Origin of the sequence: Streptomyces sp. NBC_01017, assembly GCF_045162795.1 — a bacterium.
GTDB lineage: Bacteria > Actinomycetota > Actinomycetes > Streptomycetales > Streptomycetaceae > Streptomyces > Streptomyces machairae.
Map to the genome: position 1 here is coordinate 2,267,025 of NZ_CP108683.1, position 17,378 is coordinate 2,284,402.

The following is a 17,378-nucleotide window of genomic DNA, read 5'->3' on the forward strand; positions in this document are numbered from 1 at the left end:
GTGGGCGCCACAGGGCCGGTCCACGAGGCGCTCGCGGCGCTGCCGCTGGTGGACCACCACTGCCACGGGATCGTCACCGCCGACCTGGACCGGGACGGCTTCGAGTCCCTGCTCACCGAGGCCGAGCCCTGGCCCGGCATCTCCTCCTTCGACACCCCGGCCGGCGTGGCCGTACGCCGCCACTGCGCGCCCCTGCTGGATCTGCCGCGGCACGCCCCCGCCGACGCGTATCTGGCCCGGCGTGCGGAGCTGGGCCGGCGCGAGGTGGACCGACGGCTGCTGGCCGCCGCCGGAACGGAGATGTTCTGCGTCGACACGGGCTACACCCCGCAGCCACTCACCACGCCCCGGGAGCTGGCGGAGACCGCCGACGCGACCGCGTACGAGGTCGTACGGCTGGAGGCGGTCGCCGAGGCGGTGGCGGCACAGGGAGTGGAACCGGACGCCTACGCCACCGCCTTTTGTACGGCCGCCGAGGAGGCCGTACGGCGTCCGGGCGTGGTGGCAGTGAAGTCGGTGGCCGCCTACCGGACCGGCTTCGACCTGAACCCGGCGCGCCCCTCGGACACGCTGGTCAACGCGGCGGCCCGGCAGTGGCTGGAGAACGGCGGCCGGCTGGCCGACCCGGTCCTGGTACGCCATCTGCTGTGGACGGCGGTCGACCTGGGGCGCCCCCTCCAGCTCCACACCGGGTTCGGCGACACCGACATCCGGCTGCACCGCGTGGACCCGACGCACCTGACGGACTGGCTGCACCTGATCAAGGGCACCATTCCCGTGCTGCTCCTGCACTGCTGGCCCTACCAGCGCCAGGCCGCCTTTCTGGCGGCTGTCTTCGAGGAGGTGTATCTCGACGTGGGCCTCACCCTGCACCACGTCGGCCCCGCGCGGTCCCGGGCGATCCTGGCGGAGGCGCTGGAGATCACCCCGTTCCGCAAGCTGCTGTACAGCTCCGACGCGTATGGTCTGGCGGAGTTCTACCAGCTCGGCGCGCTGGCGTTCCGTCGCGGCCTGGGCGAACTGCTCCAGGACCGGGTGGACGCCGACGAACTGAGCCTGCCGGACGCGCTGCGGATCGCGGCGTGGGCAGCCGGCGACAACGCCCGCCGCCTCTACGGACTTCCCGCCCCCGACCCCGACCCCGCCCACGAGCCCCGCCCGCATCGCGACTGAGCGTTCGCAATTCCCGGAAAGTATGATCAAGCAATGTCTGACATGACCGAGACCACGCCCGGCTGGCTGTCCTCCGACGAGCTGGAGATGGCACGCGCGCGCATGCCGATCCTGTACGTCGAGGCCGTGCCGGTGCGGGTCGACGACAGCGGTGAGGTCACCAGCATCGGCCTGCTGCTGCGCATCGGACCGGACGGAACGGTCAGCCGGACCCTCGTCTCCGGCCGCGTGCTGCACCACGAGCGCGTCCGCGACGCCCTCCTGCGGCACCTGGAGAAGGACCTCGGCCCGGTGGCCCTCCCCCGGGTCCCGACGTCCCTCCAGCCCTTCACCGTCGCGGAGTACTTCCCGACGCACGGCGTCACGCCGTACCACGACCCGCGCCAGCACGCGGTCTCGCTCGCCTACCTCGTCCCGGTCACCGGCGACTGCCGCCCCCGCCAGGACGCGCTCGACCTGGTCTGGTTCAGCCCGCAGGAGGCACTGTCCCCGGCGGTGCAGAGCGAGATGCCGGGCGGACACGGGGTGCTGCTGAAGCAGGCGCTGGCGCATGTGGGCTGCGTGATCTGACCCCGGCGTGCGCCCACCGCAGAACCTCCGGCCGAAGCCAGTACCTGCGGAAATGAGTGTTGTGATGATCGACGTGATCATTGTGGGCGGCGGACCGACCGGCATGATGCTGGCCGGCGAGCTGCGGCTGCACGGCGTGCACGTGCTCGTGCTGGAGAAGGAGGCGGAGCCGACCAGGGTGGTCCGCTCGCTCGGGCTGCACATGCGCAGCATCGAGGTGATGGACCAGCGCGGTCTGCTGGAGCGGTTCCTCGCGCACGGGCGGCAGTACCAGGTCGGCGGTTTCTTCGCCGGCATCGACAAGCCCTGGCCCGACGGGCTGGACACCGCGCATCCGTACACCCTCGGGATCCCGCAGACCATCACCGACCGTCTGCTGGCCGAGCACGCGACCGCGGCCGGCGCCGAGGTCCGCCGCGGCTGGGAGCTGGTCGGGCTGAGCCAGGACGACGACGGTGTGACCGTCGAGTCGGCCGACGGCACCCGGCTGTGCTCGCGCTACCTCGTCGGCTGTGACGGCGGCCGCAGCTCGGTGCGCAAGCTGCTCGGCATCGGCTTCCCGGGCGAGCCCGCCACGGTGGAGACGCTGCTGGGCGAGATGGAGGTGGCCGTACCCCAGGAGACGCTGGTCTCCGTGATGACCGAAGTCCGCAAGACCCAGAAGCGGTTCGGCTTCATGCCTCTCGGGGACGGTGTGTACCGCGTCGTCGTGCCCGCCGAGGGGCTGGCCGAGGACCGGTCGGTCCCGCCGGCCTTCGAGGAGGTCCGGCAACAGCTGAGGGCGGTCGCCGGCACCGACTTCGGCGTGCACTCACCGCGCTGGCTGTCCCGCTTCGGCGACGCCACCCGGCAGGCCGAGCGCTACCGGTCCGGCCGTGTGCTGCTGGCCGGCGACGCGGCGCACATCCACCCGCCGACCGGCGGTCAGGGCCTCAACCTGGGCATCCAGGACGCGTTCAACCTCGGCTGGAAGCTGGCCGCCGAGCTGGGCGGCCGGGCACCGGACGGGCTGCTGGACAGCTACCACAGCGAACGGCACCCGGTGGCGGCCGACGTGCTGGACAACACCCGCGCGCAGATGCACCTGATGTCCACCGAACCGGGTCCGCAGTCGGTGCGCCGGCTGGTGTCGCAGCTGATGGACTTCGAGGACGTGAACCGCTACCTGATCGAGAAGATCACCGCGATCGGCGTCCACTACGACTTCGGCGAGGGCCACGAACTGCTCGGCCGACGGCTGCGGGACGTGAAGCTGGAGCAGGGCCGCCTCTACGAGCTGATGCGCGGCGGCCGCGGACTCCTGCTCGACCGGACGGGCCGGCTCTCACTGGCGGGCTGGTCGGATCGCGTCGACCACGTCGTCGACGCCTGCGAGGAACTGGACGTGCCCGCGGTGCTGCTGCGGCCGGACGGCCATGTGGCCTGGGCCGGCGAAGATCAGCAGGAGCTGCTCGGCCATCTGCCGAGGTGGTTCGGCGCCGCCGCCGGCTGAGTGCCCGGCCGGGCCACCGGGAAACCCAGCGAAAAAGGGCCCCCGCAGGCTCTCGCCTGCGAAGACCCTTCGCACCGTCGGGACGACAGGATTTGAACCTGCGACCCCTTGACCCCCAGTCAAGTGCGCTACCAAGCTGCGCCACGTCCCGGTGCCGTCTGACCTGGGGTTTCCCCCGGCCGAACGTGCATGGAAACAATACCGCACTCGGGTCGGTGGTCGCGCACTCGTTTCCGCGCGTCCGGCCGCTTCAGATCCGCTCGGGGCACACGCCCTCGCCCGTCGCGGCCGGGGCTGGAGACGGGGCCGGCCCCATCGTCGTCGGGGTGTCGGCCCTCACCAGGTCACGGATCGGACGCACGGTGAGCAGGGCGGCCACGACGACGAGGCTCATGCCTCCGGCGACCAGGAGCACGTGGTCCGTGCCGATGGTCGCCGCGGCCGGGCCCGCGAGGGCCTGGCCGACCGGCATCATCGCCAGGGAGCCCGCCACGTCGTACGCGTGGATGCGGTTGAGGACGTCGGCCGGGACCTGGGTCTGGACGCTGGTCGCCCACATCACGCTCCAGAAGGCCATGCCCGCCCCGGCGACAGCGGCTCCGGCCGCCATGGCCGCAACGCCGAGGCCGGCGCCGACCGTCATGGGGAAGCCGGCGAAGGCGAAGAGCGCGATCGCGCCGGCGCGGAGCATGCGGCGCGGGCGCAGCCGCAGCGCGAGCAGGCCGCCCACGACGGTCCCCGCACCGAGGGCCGAGTTGATCAGGCCGTAGGCGCGCGGTCCGTGCTGCTGGACGACCTCCGTCGCCACGAGCGGGACGGTCGGGCCCCATACGGCGATCATGTAGACGCACCAGATGACGATGACGCCCCAGAGCCAGGTGCGGGATCTGAACTCCCGCCAGCCTTCCGCCAGATCCGCCCGGAAGGCTCCGGGTCCGCGGCCTGCGCGATGGCCGGGCGGGCGGACCAGTGGGGGCAGGCGGAGCAGCAGGAGGCACAGGGCGCTCACCGCGTACGTGGTCGCGTGGGCCGCGAACACGCCGCCGGGTGACGCAAAACCGACGAGCACACCCGCGAGGGCCGGTCCGGCGAGTTGGGCCACGGCCTCGGCGACGCGTATGGCGCCGTTCGCGCCCTGGACGTCGGCGGCGAGCCGGGGCACTGTGCCGGCGACGCCGGGCTGGAACACGGCGCCCGCCGCGCCGTTGACGAAGCCGATCGCGCAGATCTGCCACAGCACGACGTGCCCGGTGAAGAACAGCACGGCGGCCAGGGACTGGGTGCCGAGGCGGACCAGGTCGGCGCCGATCATCAGCTTGCGGGTGCTGAAACGGTCGGCGATGACCCCGCCGAAGACGATGAGCCCTGCGAAGGCGGCGGACGTCGCGGCCAGGGCGAGGCCGACGGCTCCGGCGCCGTACCCGTGCTGCAGCAGGCCCGCGGCGAGGGCCACCGGCAGCATGGTGTCGCCGAGTTGGGCGACGGCCCGGGCGACGAAGAACAGGCCGAAGTCCCGCGACCACACCGGATGTGATCCGGCCCGCCCTTTCATCCGCTTGCGCCTTCCGGTCATGACATGGGGCACGGACAATGCCTCACTGGTCTCACTCTCCTGTCGGCGGCCCCAACTCGGGGTGCGCCTCCAGCAGGCTCGACGGTGCCGCCTGGCGCCAGGAGTCGGCGAGGATGTCGCGCAGTTCGCCCTCGTCGTCCAGGGCGGACAGCCAAGCCCTCACCCAGGCGAACTGCGCCTCGTGGTCGGCGATCCAGAACTTGTCCGGCTCGGCCAGCACCAGTTCGTCGCGCTCCTCCTTGGGACAGCGCACGGCGATGGAGGTCTCGTCCTCGGGCAGCGTGGCGAACATCTTGCCCGCGACCCGGAACGTGGGCATGCTCCAGGCGATCTTCTCCGTCGTATCCGGCAGGGACAGGGCGATACGGCGTACGTCTTCGGCATCCGGCATGACAGGCACGGTAGCGGCTGCCACTGACAACCACCTGGTGAGCGGGGTCGGTCCGACCGTCAGGAGGCCCTAGAAGCTGAAGGTCATGAACGCTCCGAGGCCGCGGTCGGCCGCCGCTCCGAAGAACGCGACAAGCTCCTCGTAGGCCCCCTCCAGCCACTCCAGCTGCCCCTCGGGGTCGAACTTCCACATGTTGGGGTACGCATTCTCCTGCGCCATCCGCTCCGGGTCGTAGTGGGCCGCCAGCCGTTCCCACGGGGTGGCCCGCAGCTCCCGTGCCACGCTGTCGATCTGCTCCGCGTCCCACCCGAACAGGCTGCCGTCGTCCCGGATCTGGAACCCGTCCATCACGAACTCCAGTCCCACCTCGGCCTCGTCGAACAGGAACTGGAGCCCGCCGAACGCCTTGTCCGGGCCTCCGTAGGGACGGTCCGGCATCGGGAAGTTCTCGCCGTACAGCTCGGACAGGCATTGATCTGCCCAATCCGGGTCCTTCGCCGCCCGGTCCAGCTCCTCGGTCGTTGCGCTGATGAATGAAATGCTGACGCCCATGACAGGCAATCCCCCTTGGTGCACTGCTTGTTCGGCCGCTTTCGAAACCATTGATCGCCCCGTGGTCGATCAACGAGGGGGAGTGTTCCACGCGGCACTGACAACGGGGCGATCGGTCAGAGGTGCTTGAAGTAGATCGTCGTCGGCCGCAGCGCTCCGTCCGGGTTCGCCGCGTAGTCCGGGATCACCCCGGCCCGGGTCCAGCCGGCCGCGCCGTACAACCGCTCGGCGAGGCTGTCGGTCTCCGTGTCCAGGTGGAGGAGGGTGATCCCGGCCCGGATCGCCGCCTCCTCCGCGGTCGTCAGGAGTCTGCGGCCGAGCCCCTGGCCCCGTGCGTCCCGGTGCACCATCAGCTTGACGAGCTCGGCCCGGTGGCGGCTGTTGGGCTTGTCGGGGAAGGCCAGGCTGACCGTGCCGACGGTTCGCTCGCCCTCGCGTGCCACCCACGCCGCCCACTGCCCGGCGGCCACGGCGGCCGCGCGCTCCTTCCACCAGCCCATGGCGGCCGTACGGCCAAGAGGGGCCAGGAACCCGACGGATGCCCCGTCCTCCACGGTGTCCACCAGCAGGTCGGCCAAGTCCCCTACCTGGCCCAGCAGTTGGCCTTCGTCCAGGCGTGTCACGATCACGGCAGCACCACCGCCAGCACGTACCGCACCGCTCCGGGCCCCGCGCACCGGAACCGCGTGGGCCCCCACACCCGCATCCGCAGACAGTCCCCGGCGTCGAGATGGTGCTCGGCCTCCTGAACCGTCACATCGAGGGCCCCCTCCAGCACCCAGATGTGCTGCTCCAGTCCCGGTACGGGCGGCCGGTCGTACGCGATGTCGGCACCCTCGGTGAGCCGGCCCTCGACGAGTTCGGCGCGCAGCCCGGCGTGCGGCGGCGACACGGACCGTCGTACGAACCCGGAGGAACGGTCCTCCCACACCGGCTGCTCGGCCGCCCGCATCAGCAGCGCGGGCTCGGACTCGACCTCGCTGAGCAGCTGGGACATGGTCCGGCCGTAGACGTGGCACAGGCGGTTCAGCAGCGAGGCGGTGGGGCTGATCTCCGCCCGCTCGGCGCGGGACAGGGTAGAGCGGCTGATGCCGCTGCGCTCCGCCAACTCACCGAGGGACCAGTTGCGTTCGGCCCGCAGCTCGGCCAGACGGGCACCGAGGCGGGCGTCGACCGCGTCCAAGGCGGTGTCCTGGGCTTCGACCGTGCCCGGGGCTTCAGCCGTGCCCTGGGCTGCACCACCGCCGGAACTCTTCCGTTTCATATCCGGGACGCTATCCCAGATATGAAACAGCGGTGTTGCGGGAGCCTCACTCCCCCGCGACCTCCCCGAGCGCGTCCAGCACCGGCTTGATCAACGGGTGCTCCTCCGCGCCCCGGCGCACTGCCGCGAACACCCGGCGCGTGGGCGCCACTCCGTCCACGGGCCGCACGACGACCCCCGTGAGGTCCATGCCGCGCAGCGCCGAGCGCGGTACGAGCGCGACGCCCGCGTCGGCCGAGGCGAGGGCGACGACCGCGCGGAAGTCGTCCGAGGAGTGTTCGAGACGGGGCTGGAAACCGGCGTTCTCGCAGGCCAGGACGACCACGTCGTGGCAGGGATTGCCGGGGTACTGGCCGATCCACGAGTCCTTCGCCAGCTCCGCGAGCGGGACCTCGGCCGCGCCGGCCAACCGGTGGCTCACCGGGACGACCGCGTCGAAGGGCTCGGCGTACAGCGGTACGTGCGCGAGGCGGGGGTCGTCGGCGGGCGGCGCCCCCCGGTACTCGACGGCCACCGCGATGTCGACCTGCCGGTCCAGCACCATCGGCAGGCTGGCGTCGCCCTCGGCGTCCTGGACGCGGATGCGGATGCCGGGGGCCGTCCCGGCGAGGCGGGCCACCGCGGGCGCGACGACCAGGGCGATGCCGGTCGCGAAGGAGGCGACGGTGACCGTGCCGGCCGCGCCCGAGCTGTATGCCGCGAGCTCGGCCTCCGCGCGCTCCAGCTGGGCCAGGACGGCGTTGGTGTGGCTGAGCAGGATCTCACCGGCCGGCGTCAGCCGTACGCCCTTCGCGCCGCGCTCCACCAGCCGGTGGCCCGTCTCCTGCTCCAGGGCCGCGAGCTGCTGGGAGACCGCGGAGGGCGTGAGATACAGCGCGGCGGCAGCCGCCGTCACGGTGCGGTGGTCGGCCACCGCACGGAGGATGTGGAGCCGCCGCGCTTCGATCATGGGATCGATTATCGCAAGGTCCGGAGTGGACCGGAGGTCAGCCTTCCAGTTCCGCCCGGGCCGCTACGAAGGCGTCCACGGCACGGTTGACGTCGTCCGTCGAGTGCGCGGCGGACAGCTGGACGCGGATGCGGGCCTGACCCTGGGGCACGACCGGGTACGAGAAGCCGATCACGTACACGCCACGTTCCAGCAGCAGCTCCGCCAGCCGGCCGGCCTTGGACGCGTCGCCGATCATCACGGGCGCGATGGCGTGGTCGCCGGGGAGGATATCGAAGCCCTCCTCCGTCATCCGGCGCCGGAACAGCGCCGTGTTCTCGGTGAGCCGGACGCGCAGGTCGTCCGCGGACTCCAGCAGGTCGAGGACCTTGAGGGAGGCCGCCGCGATCACGGGGGCCAGGGTGTTGGAGAAGAGGTACGGGCGTGAGCGCTGACGCAGCAGGGCGACGATCTCGGCGCGGGCCGCGACGTAGCCGCCGGACGCGCCGCCGAGGGCCTTGCCGAGGGTGCCGGTGATGATGTCGACGCGGTCCATGACGCCGTGCAGCTCGGGCGTGCCGCGGCCACCGGGGCCGACGAAGCCGACCGCGTGCGAGTCGTCGACCATGACCATGGCGTCGTAGCGGTCGGCGAGGTCGCAGATCTCGCGCAGCGGTGCCACATAGCCGTCCATGGAGAAGACGCCGTCGGTGACGATCAGCCGGCGCCGGGCGTCCGACGCGTCCTTCAACTGCCGCTCGAGGTCCGCCAGATCGCGGTTGGCGTACCGGAAGCGGCGGGCCTTGGACAGCCGGATGCCGTCGATGATCGACGCGTGGTTGAGGGCGTCGGAGATCACCGCGTCCTCCGGGCCGAGGACCGTCTCGAACACGCCGCCGTTGGCATCGAAGCAGGAGGAGTACAGGATCGTGTCCTCCTGGCCGAGGAACGCGGAGAGCCGCGCCTCCAGCTCCTTGTGCACCTCCTGCGTGCCGCAGATGAAGCGCACCGACGCCATGCCGTAGCCCCAGCGGTCGAGGGCCTCGTGCGCGGCGGCGATCACCTCGGGGTGGTCGGCGAGGCCGAGGTAGTTGTTGGCGCAGAAGTTGAGGACCTCGCCGGGACGGCCGCCCGCGGCGACGTTCACGGTCGCGGACTGCGGGGTGTCGATGACGCGCTCGGGCTTGTGCAGGCCGGCGGCGCGGATCTCGTCGAGGGTGGCGCGCAGGTCGTCGCGCACGGAGTCGAACATGAGGGAAGCTCTCCTAAAATGCCTTCGCCGAAAGGGAGTTACGAGGTCCAGTCGAGGATGACCTTGCCGCCGCGGCCGCTCGCCGCGTCGGCGAACGCCGCCTCGAAGTCGCGGTAGCCGTACCGGCCGGTGATCACGGGGGCCAGGTCGAGGCCGCCCTCCAGCAGAACGGACATGGCGTACCAGGTCTCGAACATCTCACGGCCGTAGATGCCCTTGATGGTGATCATCGAGGTGACGATGCGGGCCCAGTCGACCGGGAACTCCTGCGCCGGCAGGCCGAGCATGGCGATACGGCCGCCGTGCGTCATGTTGGCGATCATGTCGCGCATGGCCTCGGGCCGGCCGGACATCTCCAGGCCGATGTCGAAGCCCTCGCGCAGCCCGAGTTCGCGCTGTCCGTCGGCGATGGTCTCCTCCGCCACGTTCAGCGCGAGGCTCACGCCCACCTTGCGGGCCAGCTCCAGCCGTTCCTCGCTCACGTCGGTGATCACGACATTGCGCGCACCCGCGTGCCGGGCCACGGCCGCCGCCATCAGGCCGATGGGGCCCGCACCGGTGATCAGGACGTCCTCACCGACCAGCGGGAACGACAGCGCGGTGTGCACGGCGTTGCCGAACGGGTCGAAGATCGCGGCCACGTCGAGGTCGACGGGTGCGCGGTGCACCCACACGTTGGTGGCGGGCAGGGCGACGTACTCGGCGAAAGCGCCGTCGCGTCCGACGCCGAGGCCGACCGTGGCACGACACAGATGGCGGCGGCCGGCCAGGCAGTTGCGGCACTTGCCGCACACCAGATGGCCCTCACCGCTGACCCGGTCGCCGATGGCGATGTCCGTGACGTCGCGGCCGGTCTCCACGACCTCGCCGACGAACTCGTGCCCGAGCACGAGCGGGGTGCGGATCGCCTGCTGCGCCCAGCCGTCCCAGGACCGGATGTGCAGATCGGTGCCGCAGATGCCGGTGCGCAGCACCTTGATCAGTACGTCGCCCGGTCCGACGGCCGGCTCCGGGACGTCCGCGAGCCACAGCCCGGGCTCCGCCTTCTCCTTGACCAGCGCCTTCACGCAACGGCTCCTGACGGTGAGTCCCGGCCGCGGACATGCCGAAGGCACCCGCGGGCGGGGAGGGGGGTGGAATCGCCTAGCAATCTGCCGTACGGCGGCGCCTCGGTCCATCGAGGATTTCTTAAGCAGCGTCACAGCTTTCCTTCACACCCGCCACTCGCGGCCCCTGACACCCTCCGGGCGGTGACAATCGAGGTAGTGCCCCGGGCCGCCGTCGCGGCCGGTCCCGGTGCTCACGCCCGTACTCGGCCGACTGACCTGGAGTCGCTCATGAACACCGCACGTGACCTCGCGATCGTCGCGCTGGACATGGCACCCGACCACCCCGTGGAGCAGGGCGAACTGTCGCTCGCGCTCGCGGCGGCCGAAGTGTTCGACCTCCTCGATGCCGGGGCTCTCGTCCTCGACGGCGACGAACGCATCGCGCCGAGCGCGCAGGCCCCGACGGGCGACCGGCTGCTGGACGAGGCCGCCTCGTCACTCGTACGGCAGGAGCCGTACGAGTCGGTCGAGGACTGGCTGTGGCGCCGGGGGCGCGGGCTTTCCTCGGCCTATGGCGCGGAACTGGAGAGCTTGGGGCTCACGGCCCGGCCGCGGGGCCACCGGATCTCGCTGCGGGCCGGGCGATCGGTGCCGGTCGACTCGGCGGCCCGGCAGCAGGCCGAGGAGCGCTGGGCGTCGGGCGATCCCGTCCTCGCGGCCCTGGCTGCCGCCGCCGGGGTGCACGAGATGCCGGCCGACGCCGCTGACGACCTCACCGACGAGACGGTCACGACCGTGCTGGCCGCCGTCGGCAACGCGGTCGTGGAGCTGGAGGCCGTACGGCAGCGGCGGGGGATCGAGGATGCCGCGTTCGACAACGTGTGGCGGGGTTTCTAGCCGCCCCTCCCGGACCGGGAGCAGTCACAGCAGCGGGAGCCCGTCGGCCTCCCGCCGCTCCAGCCGGGTGACCAGGTCCGCCGCCGACGCCTTGATGCTCTCCAGTCCGGCTCTCCCCCACGGCCGCGGCTCCACGTCGACGACGCACACCGTGCCGATCACCATCCCCGTGCTGTCGATGAGCGGGGCGCCCAGATAGGAGCGGATGCCGAACTCGTCCACGATCGGGTTCCCGGCGAATCGCGGGTAGTCGCGGACGTCCTCCAGGACCAGCGCCTTGCGTCGGACGACCACATGGGGGCAGAACCCATGGTCGCGCTCCATATGGCGGCCCAGCTGGGGCTTGTTCTCGTCGGCGCGGGCAAGGTTCACGGCATGCCGCACATGCAGGCCGGCGAAGAACTGACGGTTCTCGCCGATGAAGTTGACCATGGCGTACGGCGCCCCGGTGTGCTCGGCCAGATGGTCCGCGAAGACGTCAAGGGCCGGATCGGGGTGTTCCCCCAGGCCCATGCGAAGCAACCGCTGCGCGCGGGCGGGGGCCTCCTTGTCCTCGGGGGTGAGCAGCAGGCGAGCGACCGGATGGGGTGGGCCGTAGCTCATGGGCGGATTCCGTCGCTGTGGGCGTACGTCATATGCGGCTCCGTGCTGGTGTGTTGCGGCTGTCACATGTGGGCGCCGTGGCTCGGCGCGGGTGCCGGCGTGTGAGCGATGAGGTGCCGGACCAGGGTCAGCAGGGTCTGGACACCGGAGCTGGAGATCCGGGCGTCACAACGGACGACGGGGACCTGCGGGTCGAGGTCGATCGCGGCTCGGACCTCCTCCGGGTCGTACCGGTAGCCGCCGTCGAACTCGTTGATCGCGACGATGAATCCGAGGCCCCGCTGTTCGAAGAAGTCGACGGCGGCAAAACATTCCTCCAGTCGCCTGGTGTCGGCGAGGATGACCGCGCCGAGCGCACCCTCGGAGAGTTCGTCCCACATGAACCAGAACCGCTCCTGTCCGGGCGTGCCGAAGAGATACAGGACGTGTTCCGGATCGAGCGTGATGCGGCCGAAGTCCATGGCCACCGTCGTCTCGACCTTGTTCTCGATCCCTTCAAGGCTGTCGGTCGCGGCGCTGACCGTGGTGAGCAGCTCCTCCGTACTGAGCGGCGCGATCTCGCTCACCGCGCCGACGAAGGTCGTCTTCCCTACCCCGAACCCTCCCGCCACCAAGATCTTCAGCGCGGTGGGGAAGGGGTCAGAGCTGTCGTCGTAGTCCATCGAGCACTGCCTCCAGAAGGGCCCGGTCAGTCGGGTTGTGGTGGAACTCGGGGGGCTTGGTGGTGACCGCCCCGCAGTCGACGAGGTCCGACAGCAGCACCTTGGTGACCACCGCCGGCAGCTTCAGATGGGCGGCGACCTCGGCGACCGACACCGGGCCGCGGCACAGGTCGAGCGCCTGCTCGTGCTCGGGGCCGAGGTAGCCGAGGGGGGTCGCCCCGGTGGCCATGACCTGCGACATGAGGTCGAGCGCGATGGTGGGTCGGGTACGGCCGTTGCTGACCGTGAAAGGGCGCACCAGCCGTCCGGCCGCGTCGTCGAGCCAGGGCCCGTCACCGGCCGCCGTCACGTTCAAGGCCTCAACGCCGAGGGTTCGACGGAGTGCTGCCGGGGAGCGGTGACCAGGTAGGGGCGGACGCTCTTGACGAGCATCGCCATCTCGTAGCCCAGCACGGCCGCGTCGGCCTCGCGGCCGGCCAGCACGGCGAGACAGGTGCCGGAGCCGGCCGTGGTCACGAAGAGCAGGGTCGAGTCGAGCTCGACGACGACCTGGCGCACCTCTCCGCCGTCGCCGAAGCGGACGCCGGCGCTACGGCCGAGGGAGTACAGGCCGGACGCGAGGGCGGCCATGTGGTCCGCGCTGTCCGGGTCGAGGCCGTGAACCGACTTCACGAGCCCGTCGCAGGAGAGGAGGACCGCACTGGTGGTGTGCGGTACGCGCTGCACGAGGCCGCTCATCAGCCAGTCGAGATCGGACACATGGGCGGTCTGCGCTTCGCTCGCCATGATGGATCGACTCCTTGAGGTACGAAGGTCAGCGGGAGCGCTGGGGGTGGGGGTGGACTTCCAGGCGGACGTCGAACTGGTCATGAACGTGGTCATCCGGCTGGTGCGCTCCCGTCGTGCCAGGGGGTGTGGTCGGCGCCGGGCGCGGACCCGGGCTGCCTCTCGGTGGTGTGGGCCGGGTCCATGGGCGATACGTCCATGGAGGGACGGGGGGTCATGGGTGTCACGTCTTCGTGCAGTCCATCCAGGCCCGGCGGGCGCAGGTGTGTGGACTGCGGCCGCCCCGCGTCGAGGCTCGTCGGCTCCAGGTGGATCGGCACCGGGCGCACGGACTCCAGGCGGGTGTGCTCGGGGGACGTGTGAGCCCCGGTTGTGGGGTCCGGGTCGGACGACGTCGTGTCGGAGGCGTGGTGCGGAGAGGGGGTGTAGGCGGACGTGGTGCCCTGTGTGACGGCGGTGTGGGCCGACTCCATGTGCGGCGCCTCCACGTGTGCCGACTCCATGTGTGCCGACTCCATGTGCTGCTGTGTCTCCGCGAGCCCGACACCCCGTTGGAAGGCCGCCATCAGCCCCGGGTCGTGTCCGGCGAGCTGGTCGGACTCCTGGCGCGGTGTGGGGCCGTCACGCAGTTGCGGGGCGATGTGTTCCTGGGCGCGGCGTCGGGGCAGTTGGGGCTTGCCCATGGTGCCGCGGACGGGTCCGGTGCGCGGAGCCAGAGGCGCGGCCGAGTTCTCCTCGACGCGGCCACGCTCGTCGGGCCTGATGCCGGGCAGGGCCTCCGCGGGGTTGGCCCGCTCCGCATGGGCGCCGCGGACGGGCAGCGGTGCCGGCCCGGTGCCGTTCGTTCCGGAGGCCGCGCCCACCCCGCCGGCGTGCGGCTGCCGCCGACGCGGAGCGCCCGTTGACGCCTCGGCCGCACCTCGCTGCCCGCCCTCCGACGCGGCCGACGCATGCTGCCCGTACTGCTGCGGTGGCACCGGCGTCTGTGGCGGACGCGGCTGCTGCGGGCGTGCCGGCGACGGGGCATGCGGCGGTACGGCTGTGCCCGGCACCGCCACCGCCTGCGGCTCCGGCGCCCGCTCCGCGACTCCGCGAGCCCCCGGTTCCGCCCCCAACAACCCCTGCGGCACGACGATTACGGCCTGGACACCGCCGTAGATGTTGGTCTGCAGGCGCACATGGATGCCGTGCCGCTTGGCGAGCTGCGAGACGACGAACAGCCCGATGCGCCCGTCCGCCAGCAAGCTGGCGACGTTGACCTGGTCGGGGTCGGCGAGCAGGGCGTTCATCCGGTTCTGCTCGCCGACCGGCATGCCGAGCCCGCGGTCCTCGACCTCGACGGCCAGCCCCGAGGTCACGAGGTTGGCGCGGAGCAGCACTTGGGTGTGCGGGGCGGAGAACACCGTGGCGTTCTCGACCAGTTCGGCCAGCAGGTGGATGACGTCGGCCACGGCGTGCCCGCGCAGGGTGCCGTCGATCGGCGGCACGAGCTTGACCCGCGAGTACTGCTCCACCTCGGCGATGGCGGAGCGCAGCACCTCGGTCATGGAGACCGGGTTGCTCCACTGCCGACGGGAGACGGCTCCGCCGAGCACGGCGAGGTTCTCGGCGTGGCGGCGGATGCGCGTGGCGAGGTGGTCCACGTGGAAGAGGCCCTTGAGGAGATCGGGGTCCTCGATCTCGTTCTCCAGCTCGTCGAGGATGGAGATCTCGCGGTGCACGAGGGACTGAAGACGCCGGGCGAGGTTGACGAAGACCTCGAGCTTCTGTTCGCTGCCCGCCTGGCTGGAGAGCTGGGAGGCCTGGACGACGGCGGTGACGGCCCCGTCCTGGGCGCGGGCCAGATCGGCGGCGAGCAGTTCGAAGTCGTCGGCGCCGTCGGGCGGTCCGCTGCGCTGCCTGCGCTTCGGCGGCGCCTCGCCACGCCGCAGGGTCTCGACGAGGGCCCGCAGATCGGCCTCGCCGCGCGCGCTCCTGCGGCGCAGTGCACCGATGCGGTCGTTCACGGACCTGGCGGTGCGGTTGGCGGCCACCGCGGCGATCAGGATGCCCGCCAGGGTCACCGAGACCGCTCCGGCGAGCACGCACCACAGGGTGAGGCTCGGCCTCACTCCGGTGGACCGCACGACGAACAGCACGGCCGCGAGGGCGCTGAGGGTCACCGCGACCGGCGGAAGCACGGCCAGACGCAGCAGTTGGGGCCGTATGTGGGTCTCGGGCAGCGCGGTTGCGGTGCGGGCGGCCGGGCGCCCGTGCCGCCCGCCCTCACGGCGGTCAGCGCGTGCGGCCGGGGCGCGGAGATGAGACATCGGGGTCCTCGTACTGGTCCGTCGGTCGGGGCCTGGGATGCGCGCGGTCTGCGCGGCCCGGGGCGTGCGCCATCGCGATGTCGGTCGACAGAACCGACGAATTCGGCTCCGCGTCGCCCGACGGACACTGACAGTAGTCGCCTCCGCATCAAGTGCGGTGGGCAGTTGACAAAGTCCCGCAGGCAGCGTCCCGCTCTGGTATGAGGTCTCGTACGACAGACCGATAACCGGCCCCACCGTTCGCCCACAAGCGGAAATCGAACGATCGGACCTGGTCAGAAGTGGTCACGATAAAAAGCCGGACTGCGGGGCACTGCGTACGCCGGACGCCGCGCCGACACCCGATTCCCACGCCCTTGCCCGCCCCGGCCCCCCTGGCCGGGACGATTCGGCACCCCGCGCGCCCGCACGTCCACCCCCCAAAGCGTCACGGGCAGTAGCGGCGCACAAAGCTCCGCGGGCGCCCCACCGCACTCACGCACGCCCCGCGCGAACCGTCCCGCAAGAGCGCACGGAGCCATTGACCGCCCGCACCGTCTCGCCGGACGCCGCAGCGGCGCCCGGCACTGCGGCGCCCGGCACTGCGGCGCCCGGCACTGCGGCGGGCGCTGCGACAGGGCGGCCGGCCCTGGACAGAAGCCGCGCTAGACGACCGCCGCCCCGTCCGGCCCCGAAGCGACCGGCGGCCACGTCGGCCATCCCTCGGCGGGCGTCTCGGCCACCTCGCGCCACCACGGAGTCAGGGGCGGCATCGAGGCCGGTTCGAACGGCTCGCCGCAGCGCGGTGCCGCCATCGTGACCCCGGCCTTGTGCGTGGCCCGCATCGTCCACTCCCCCGGCTCCGCCCATGCGTGCGGCGCCAGGTTGAAGGTGCCCCAGTGGATCGGCAGCATGACGCCCACGGTCGGGTCCCCGCCCTGAAGGTCGAGGTGGGCGCGGACGCCCTCGTCCGGCGTCATGTGGATGTCGGGCCAGAAGTCCGAGTAGGCGCCGATCTGGATCATCGTCGCGTCGAACGGGCCGTACTCGGTGCCGATGTCCGTGAAGCCGTCGAAGTAGCCGGTGTCCCCACTGTGGTAGATCCGGTGCTCGTCCGAGGCGATGACCCAGGACGCCCAGAGCGTGTGCTGCGTGTTGCGCAGCCCCCGGCCGCAGAAGTGGCGTGCGGGGGTGGCCGTCAGGCTGAGTCCGCCGACCTTCGTCGTCTCGTGCCAGTCCAGCTCACGCACGCGGTCGGCCGAGACGCCCCAGTGTTCGAGGTGGGCGCCGACGCCGAGCGGTACGGCGAAGAGTGTGTCCGTGCCGACCAGTGCCTTGATCGTGGGCAGGTCGAGGTGGTCGTAGTGGTCGTGGGAGATGACGACGACGTCGACAGGGCCGAGCTGGGCGAGCGGCAGCGGCACGGGGTGCAGCCGCTTGGGCCCGGCGAAGGGGAACGGTGAGCAGCGCTCGCCCCACACGGGGTCGATGAGCACGCGGTGGCCGTCGATCTCCGCGAGGACGCTGGAGTGCCCCATCCAGGTCAGGCGCAGCCCGTCGACGGGCGGTTTCGCCAGGTCGGCGTAGGTGGTGGGGTGCACCGGCACCGTGCCCTTGGGGACGCGGTGGGGCCGGGTGTCCCGGTCGAAGAAGACCTTGGCGAACTCCAGCATCGAACCGGACGGTCTGGTCCGGGCGGCGCCACCGGGGTTCTGGAAGACCCCGTCCCGGAAGTTCGGTGATCTGCGGATGCGCGCCATGCGCTCACCGCTCGGGTCCACCCCGAAGGCCTCGGGCCGCAGGGCACGCAGCCCGGAGCTCGGGAAACGGAAACCGGCCACGGTACCTCCAGGTGGAGTCGGTGAGAAATTCCATTATGGTCGGCCCCTCCGACAACC

18 protein-coding genes and 1 tRNA gene are annotated in these 17,378 nt (G+C 71.6%); 4 read left to right on the plus strand and 15 right to left on the minus strand.

The annotated features are described in order from the left end of the window. The 3 genes from OG331_RS10575 (at nt 1) to rox (ending at nt 3,235) form a co-directional block, all read left to right on the plus strand. The gene (locus tag OG331_RS10575) at nt 1–1,173 is read left to right on the plus strand and encodes an amidohydrolase family protein (protein WP_406194338.1); all 1,173 of its coding nucleotides are present in this window, start codon (nt 1–3) and stop codon (nt 1,171–1,173) included. Nucleotides 1,174–1,215: 42 nt separating this feature from the next. Further along, nucleotides 1,216–1,743, plus strand: coding sequence for an NUDIX hydrolase family protein (locus OG331_RS10580; RefSeq protein WP_406209902.1), 528 nt, complete (start codon nt 1,216–1,218; stop codon nt 1,741–1,743). A 64-nt stretch (nt 1,744–1,807) separates the two neighbouring features. Continuing rightward, the gene (gene rox, locus OG331_RS10585) at nt 1,808–3,235 is read left to right on the plus strand and encodes a rifampin monooxygenase (RefSeq protein WP_406194340.1); all 1,428 of its coding nucleotides are present in this window, start codon (nt 1,808–1,810) and stop codon (nt 3,233–3,235) included. A gap of 77 nt (nt 3,236–3,312) precedes the next feature. On the opposite strand, the gene OG331_RS10590 is transcribed toward rox, so the two are convergent. From OG331_RS10590 to tdh, 9 genes are all read right to left on the minus strand, one after another. After that, nucleotides 3,313–3,386: transfer RNA gene (locus OG331_RS10590), tRNA-Pro, on the minus strand. 99 nt (nt 3,387–3,485) lie between these two features. Continuing rightward, nucleotides 3,486–4,808 (minus strand): MFS transporter, encoded by a 1,323-nt coding sequence (locus tag OG331_RS10595; RefSeq protein ID WP_406194342.1) that lies wholly within the window; start codon nt 4,806–4,808, stop codon nt 3,486–3,488. Between the two features lie 31 nt (nt 4,809–4,839). Next, on the minus strand, nt 4,840–5,199 hold the full coding sequence (locus OG331_RS10600) for an MmcQ/YjbR family DNA-binding protein (RefSeq protein WP_406194344.1): 360 nt from the start codon (nt 5,197–5,199) through the stop codon (nt 4,840–4,842). Between the two features lie 69 nt (nt 5,200–5,268). Next, on the minus strand, nt 5,269–5,751 hold the full coding sequence (locus OG331_RS10605) for a DUF1877 family protein (protein ID WP_406194346.1): 483 nt from the start codon (nt 5,749–5,751) through the stop codon (nt 5,269–5,271). Between the two features lie 116 nt (nt 5,752–5,867). After that, on the minus strand, nt 5,868–6,380 hold the full coding sequence (locus OG331_RS10610) for a GNAT family N-acetyltransferase (RefSeq protein ID WP_406194348.1): 513 nt from the start codon (nt 6,378–6,380) through the stop codon (nt 5,868–5,870). Then, nucleotides 6,377–7,015, minus strand: coding sequence for a helix-turn-helix domain-containing protein (locus tag OG331_RS10615; protein WP_406194351.1), 639 nt, complete (start codon nt 7,013–7,015; stop codon nt 6,377–6,379). Before OG331_RS10615 ends, OG331_RS10610 begins: the two co-directional genes overlap by 4 nt. Nucleotides 7,016–7,061: 46 nt before the next feature. Then, nucleotides 7,062–7,964: a LysR family transcriptional regulator gene (locus OG331_RS10620; protein ID WP_406194353.1), complete on the minus strand. Its 903-nt coding sequence runs from the start codon at nt 7,962–7,964 to the stop codon at nt 7,062–7,064. Between the two features lie 37 nt (nt 7,965–8,001). Further along, on the minus strand, nt 8,002–9,195 hold the full coding sequence (locus OG331_RS10625; RefSeq protein ID WP_406194356.1) for a glycine C-acetyltransferase: 1,194 nt from the start codon (nt 9,193–9,195) through the stop codon (nt 8,002–8,004). Between the two features lie 38 nt (nt 9,196–9,233). Next, nucleotides 9,234–10,262 (minus strand): L-threonine 3-dehydrogenase, encoded by a 1,029-nt coding sequence (gene tdh / locus OG331_RS10630; protein ID WP_406194359.1) that lies wholly within the window; start codon nt 10,260–10,262, stop codon nt 9,234–9,236. A 270-nt stretch (nt 10,263–10,532) separates the two neighbouring features. On the opposite strand from tdh, the gene OG331_RS10635 reads away from it, so the two are divergent. Further along, complete coding sequence (locus OG331_RS10635; protein WP_406194361.1) at nt 10,533–11,141, plus strand: GPP34 family phosphoprotein; 609 nt, start codon at nt 10,533–10,535, stop codon at nt 11,139–11,141. Nucleotides 11,142–11,165: 24 nt separating this feature from the next. On the opposite strand, the gene OG331_RS10640 is transcribed toward OG331_RS10635, so the two are convergent. The 6 genes from OG331_RS10640 to OG331_RS10665 form a co-directional block, all read right to left on the minus strand. After that, the gene (locus OG331_RS10640) at nt 11,166–11,744 is read right to left on the minus strand and encodes a GAF domain-containing protein (protein ID WP_406194363.1); all 579 of its coding nucleotides are present in this window, start codon (nt 11,742–11,744) and stop codon (nt 11,166–11,168) included. Nucleotides 11,745–11,806: 62 nt separating this feature from the next. After that, a complete protein-coding gene (locus tag OG331_RS10645) occupies nt 11,807–12,406 on the minus strand; it encodes an ATP/GTP-binding protein (protein WP_369274774.1) in 600 nt (199 codons plus the stop codon). Next, a complete protein-coding gene (locus OG331_RS10650) occupies nt 12,384–12,755 on the minus strand; it encodes a DUF742 domain-containing protein (RefSeq protein ID WP_328430358.1) in 372 nt (123 codons plus the stop codon). The genes OG331_RS10645 and OG331_RS10650 overlap by 23 nt, the downstream gene beginning before the upstream one ends. 2 nt (nt 12,756–12,757) lie before the next feature. Next, nucleotides 12,758–13,192, minus strand: a complete 435-nt coding sequence (locus OG331_RS10655) for a roadblock/LC7 domain-containing protein (RefSeq protein WP_328877892.1) — start codon at nt 13,190–13,192, stop codon at nt 12,758–12,760. 92 nt (nt 13,193–13,284) lie between these two features. Continuing rightward, the gene (locus OG331_RS10660; RefSeq protein ID WP_406194368.1) at nt 13,285–15,501 is read right to left on the minus strand and encodes a sensor histidine kinase; all 2,217 of its coding nucleotides are present in this window, start codon (nt 15,499–15,501) and stop codon (nt 13,285–13,287) included. 644 nt (nt 15,502–16,145) lie between these two features. Beyond that, on the minus strand, nt 16,146–17,321 hold the full coding sequence (locus tag OG331_RS10665; RefSeq protein ID WP_406194369.1) for an MBL fold metallo-hydrolase: 1,176 nt from the start codon (nt 17,319–17,321) through the stop codon (nt 16,146–16,148). Nucleotides 17,322–17,378: the final 57 nt, after the last annotated feature.

Bases quoted from the DNA above. Each gene is read 5' to 3' on its own strand.
- OG331_RS10580 (WP_406209902.1), top strand. From the start codon at position 1,216: ATGACCGAGACCACGCCCGGCTGGCTGTCCTCCGACGAGCTGGAGATG.
- rox (WP_406194340.1), top strand. From the start codon at position 1,808: ATGATCGACGTGATCATTGTGGGCGGCGGACCGACCGGCATGATGCTG.
- OG331_RS10595 (WP_406194342.1), bottom strand. From the start codon at position 4,808: ATGACCGGAAGGCGCAAGCGGATGAAAGGGCGGGCCGGATCACATCCG.
- OG331_RS10600 (WP_406194344.1), bottom strand. From the start codon at position 5,199: ATGCCGGATGCCGAAGACGTACGCCGTATCGCCCTGTCCCTGCCGGAT.
- OG331_RS10605 (WP_406194346.1), bottom strand. From the start codon at position 5,751: ATGGGCGTCAGCATTTCATTCATCAGCGCAACGACCGAGGAGCTGGAC.
- OG331_RS10615 (WP_406194351.1), bottom strand. From the start codon at position 7,015: ATGAAACGGAAGAGTTCCGGCGGTGGTGCAGCCCAGGGCACGGCTGAA.
- OG331_RS10620 (WP_406194353.1), bottom strand. From the start codon at position 7,964: ATGATCGAAGCGCGGCGGCTCCACATCCTCCGTGCGGTGGCCGACCAC.
- OG331_RS10625 (WP_406194356.1), bottom strand. From the start codon at position 9,195: ATGTTCGACTCCGTGCGCGACGACCTGCGCGCCACCCTCGACGAGATC.
- OG331_RS10635 (WP_406194361.1), top strand. From the start codon at position 10,533: ATGAACACCGCACGTGACCTCGCGATCGTCGCGCTGGACATGGCACCC.
- OG331_RS10640 (WP_406194363.1), bottom strand. From the start codon at position 11,744: ATGAGCTACGGCCCACCCCATCCGGTCGCTCGCCTGCTGCTCACCCCC.
- OG331_RS10645 (WP_369274774.1), bottom strand. From the start codon at position 12,406: ATGGACTACGACGACAGCTCTGACCCCTTCCCCACCGCGCTGAAGATC.
- OG331_RS10655 (WP_328877892.1), bottom strand. From the start codon at position 13,192: ATGGCGAGCGAAGCGCAGACCGCCCATGTGTCCGATCTCGACTGGCTG.
- OG331_RS10660 (WP_406194368.1), bottom strand. From the start codon at position 15,501: ATGTCTCATCTCCGCGCCCCGGCCGCACGCGCTGACCGCCGTGAGGGC.